The sequence below is a fragment of the uncultured Paraglaciecola sp. genome, from assembly GCF_913020055.1.
Classification (GTDB): Bacteria; Pseudomonadota; Gammaproteobacteria; order Enterobacterales; family Alteromonadaceae; genus Paraglaciecola.
Window position 1 is genome coordinate 1 of the sequence record NZ_CAJWCF010000178.1, and the last position, 4,239, is coordinate 4,239.

Annotated in this window: 4 protein-coding genes; 2 read left to right on the plus strand and 2 right to left on the minus strand. The window is 41.0% G+C overall.

Annotation, left to right across the window (positions count from 1 at the left end):
- Positions 1-60: 60 nt before the first annotated feature.
- Together QZ488_RS21300 and QZ488_RS21305 are read right to left on the minus strand one after the other, a co-directional pair.
- Positions 61-264 carry a hypothetical protein gene (locus QZ488_RS21300; RefSeq protein WP_293752543.1) on the minus strand — a complete coding sequence of 68 codons (204 nt, stop codon included), beginning with the start codon at positions 262-264 and terminating at the stop codon, positions 61-63.
- Positions 265-661: 397 nt separating this feature from the next.
- Entirely contained in the window at positions 662-892 is a 231-nt protein-coding gene (locus tag QZ488_RS21305; protein ID WP_293752546.1) for a hypothetical protein, read from the minus strand.
- Positions 893-1,838: 946 nt separating this feature from the next.
- Between QZ488_RS21305 and sbcD the strand changes: the two genes are divergently transcribed.
- Both sbcD and QZ488_RS21315 read left to right on the plus strand, forming a co-directional pair.
- On the plus strand, positions 1,839-3,086 hold the full coding sequence (sbcD, locus tag QZ488_RS21310; RefSeq protein ID WP_293752552.1) for an exonuclease subunit SbcD: 1,248 nt from the start codon (positions 1,839-1,841) through the stop codon (positions 3,084-3,086).
- Positions 3,083-4,239, plus strand: a 1,157-nt coding sequence (locus QZ488_RS21315) for an AAA family ATPase (protein ID WP_293752554.1), incomplete at its 3' end; no start/stop codon positions are given. The genes sbcD and QZ488_RS21315, both read left to right, overlap by 4 nt.

Genomic DNA, 4,239 nt, shown 5'->3' on the forward strand with positions numbered 1-4,239 from the left:
TAATGACTTTGAAAGACAAAACAATGAATTACAAAAAGTAGCTTAACTGGGGTGGTCGTTTTAGGTTGACCACGTCATCGATAACTCTTTCGACTCAAAGTCTTCAAATTCATTTGACACTATTAGGTCTTCTTGCCCAATGTCGTATTTACTGATTTTCTCAACATCATTTTCGATATGTACCCAAGCTTTGCCTTGTAACTCTTTTGTAAGAGACAATGATGCATAATTCGATTCCTCATAGCTAAGAATCTTAAGAGTCACAATAAATCTTGATTTTTTAACATATTAACTGTATGCCAATGTTTCTTGTTCGCGAACAGCAAACTTGTGTTTATCAATTTACCACAACGATTACAATAAGAATGTTTTTTATTGTAGATTCAAAAGTATTTACTCTAAATATAAAGGCTGATAATTGAACGAAGCTAATCAATATTTTGTTGTTAGGGGTTAATTCTATAAGGAACTTGGTGAGTTTTCCCATAAATACATAAATTGAATTTAACACCGATTTTATTAGAAATGTTGGCGTTAATATAACGACCGATAATATCAATAATCTAAAATTTAAAGATTATTTGAATGGCCAAGCTTACAGCTTAGACCTGATAGTCAGTTCTTATTTGAAAATATCAGAAAAATTTTGGAACTCGACATTTTAATAATTACTAACAAGCAGTTCATCAAACCTAACACTGAAGATTGATTTTTGACTCGGCTTAACAGGTACTTTTTTATCATTAATTGTTACTGCCCAAGCTTGTACTCCCCATTTAAAGACACCTTTGATTAAAGGGGATGTTTTAACTTGAGCTTTAGTCACATATTTAATCGTTGTATCTATTCTCATGCTCTCAATTTGCTGTTCGCTTAGCTTTAGTACTTTCATTCTTAAATCCCAGTTATTATCAATTCGCAGTGTGGTGGCTGCTTGCAGCGACTTTTGCCGCGCTTCGGAGTGATAACGGGTGTTCTAGAAAGGAAAAAACTGTCAAATTGTTTTTTGAGAGACTCTGCAAGAATTCATTAAGGGCGTTTTGCCATTAATTTTGCGAGAGATACTAAGAAAACCATTTGATTGGATTTGAGTGGATGGAACTGGGACTTTGTCTGCCACATACGGCGAGTATGCCGAGCGGAGCGTGCACCTTTTCCAATCCCAAACCCCACTTTTTGCACCATTTTCGTAATGGTATGTATCAATATGTAGTGTCGCTCTGACGGGAGTATCACTATATGTTGTTATGTGGTGTGTTAGGGTAAAGTTCGAATCCTATCACACCGACCAATTAAATTATTATCAGTGGAGTCTAAATCAAGTCGTTGTAGATTGTAGCAACTTGGTAGCGGCCTTCATTGGCTAGGGGGGAAGGGGTCGTAAGTTTGAATCCTATCACACCGACCAATTAATACCTTTCTCCCTGCTTACATCTTTAAAGTTCTATTATCCCTTTTTTTAAGCCTACGTTTGTATCACTTTCTAATTGCTTTTCATAAGCTAAATACTTGTTATCATTGTAAATTTTTTTCTGCCTTTTTGATTGTTATGCAGTGAAAAATAATTCATGTGTGTGTTAATCTAAGTTCGCGCAAACTTATAAGAATTTGAAAGGCAAGGATCCGCAATGATTGATATCAAATTGTTCAGGCTAAACCAGCAAGTAGCTAGTGTGGCTGATTTAGAAAAGGCCAAGTCTTTAATCCAGCTAAGCTTTGTTAGCAAGTAGAGGGAATTGAAGTATGCCTCCCATTAATAAAAAAACGTCCAGCGAAACCGATATGATCAGCAAATTCATTATGCCTGCTATTGAGAAAGCGAGTAGGGATGATACTGCATGAAAATACTCCACACCTCTGACTGGCATTTGGGGCAAAATTTCTTCACCAAAAGCCGTAAGGATGAACATCAGGCTTTCATCAATTGGTTGCTCGACCGGGTAAGGTCAGAGCAAATCGATGTGGTCATTATTGCTGGCGATATTTTTGATACCGGTACCCCGCCCAGTTACGCACGAGAAATGTATAACCAGTTTGTGGTGGATATGCAAAAGCTTAACTGTGTTTTAGTGGTGCTTGGCGGTAATCACGACTCGGTTTCTACGTTAAACGAATCCAAACAAATTCTTGCCTGTTTGAATACCTTTGTTGTCGCCAGTACCGGCATCGCTATTGACGAACAAGTCTTTACCATCCCCGATAAGTCAGGCCAGCCCGCCGCGATTTTATGTGCCGTACCTTTTATCAGGGCCAGAGATGTATTGCAAAGCACTGCAGGTGAAACCGGACTTCAAAAACGCCAGGCACTGGGCGACGCTATCAAGCAGCATTACCAAACTCTTTATCAAATTGCTCTGACTATGAAACAAGACTCTGGACTGGATTTACCTATCATTGCCACCGGCCATTTAACCGCGCTAGGTGTGAGCCAATCTGAAAGTGTACGCGACATCTACATCGGTACTTTAGATGGCTTTGCCGCTGATGGCTTTCCTCCTGCCGACTACATTGCGCTGGGGCATATTCATAAACCGCAAATCGTGGCTAAATCTGAACATATTCGTTATTGCGGCTCACCTATTCCTTTAAGTTTTGATGAACTAGGCACTCAAAAGCAGGTCATGCTAGTGGAGTTTAGCGGTGCAAAGCGTACCAGTTTACAACCTATCGATATCCCCATTTTTCAGCCAATGAGCGTGCTTAAGGGCGACCTTGCAAAAATTGACAAAGAACTGCAGCAATTCAAAGTTGATGAAAAAGCGGATACAAGTCTGCAGCCTGTCTGGTTATGTTTAGAGGTGGATACCCAAGATTATTTATCTGATCTGCAGCAGCGTATTCAAACCATGACCGAAGGGCTCAATGTGGAAGTGTTGCAACTGCGTCGTTCACAAAACCAGCGCAGGCAGTTACTCAGCCAAATGCAAAGTGAAACCCTTGCTGAGTTAACCCCTGAAGACGTTTTTGAAAAACGCTTAGCTATGGAGACATTTGAAACAGATGAAGAACAAACAACACTGCAACAAGTGCGACAACGGTTCAGCCAAATATTGTCTGAGGTAGAGCATCAGGATACTGAAGTATGAAAATTCTCAGCATCCGCTTAAAAAACCTCAATTCACTCAAAGGTGAATGGAAAATAGATTTTACTCAGTCGCCCTTTGCTGAAAACGGCCTGTTTGCTATCACGGGGCCAACGGGCGCGGGTAAAACCACCTTATTAGATGCTATCTGTCTGGCGCTTTATCATCAAACCCCTAGGCTTGGGCAAATCACTAATTCATTCAATGAGATCATGACCCGGGGTACAGCCGAGTGTTTGGCTGAAGTGGAGTTTGAGGTAAAAGGCACCGCTTACCGAGCGTTTTGGAGTATGCGCCGTTCGCGGGGTAACGTAGACGGCAACTTACAAGCCGCCGATGCTGAATTAGCCGAAGTCGCCACAGGCAAAGTACTGGCCACACAAATTAGGCAAAAAAGTGAAGAAATAGAAAAATTAACCGGCTTGGATTTTGGTCGTTTTACGAAATCAATGATGTTATCCCAAGGAAATTTTGCCGCGTTTCTGAATGCAGATGAAAATAAAAGAGCTGAGTTACTCGAAGAGCTTACCGGCACTGAAATCTATGGGCAGATTTCAGTTAGGGTGCATGAGCATCACAGTCAAGCTAAACAAAAACTAAATGAATTACAGGTGGGGGCGAATACCTTCCAAGTGCTCAGCGCAGAGCAGAAACAAGTCTTACAAGATGAACATCAACAATTACAAGACAAACAAAGCGGCATTGAGCAACAGATCCAAACCCACCAAAGCCATGTGAACTGGTGGGATAAACGCCTCAGCGCTCAGCAAAGCCAAGAAGATGCCACACTCTTGTGTACTGACGCCAAACTAGCCATCGCCCATGCACAAGTCGATTTAAGTTTACTCGAAAAAAGCGCACCGGCTGAACGCCTGCGACCCAATTGGTATCGTTTAATTGAGGTAACCCAGCAACATCAAAAAACTAATGAGCAACTGGCTAGCCAACAAGAAACAAAGGCAAAGTTAGCAATAGAATTAACCAGTACAGCTGATAACTTGGCACTGGCTGAGCAAGCATTAAAAAACAGCAAACAAGCTCAGCAAAGTCAGGAACAGTTGATAACACAGCAGGTTATACCGCTGGATAGTCAAATAAGCGCCTTAACTGAAAAGCACAGCGATAAACAACAGACTATTGGTCAGTTGCAGCAACA

Coding starts and splice junctions, on each gene's coding strand:
- QZ488_RS21305 (WP_293752546.1), bottom strand. CDS start 892: ATGAAAGTACTAAAGCTAAGCGAACAGCAAATTGAGAGCATGAGAATA.
- sbcD (WP_293752552.1), top strand. CDS start 1,839: ATGAAAATACTCCACACCTCTGACTGGCATTTGGGGCAAAATTTCTTC.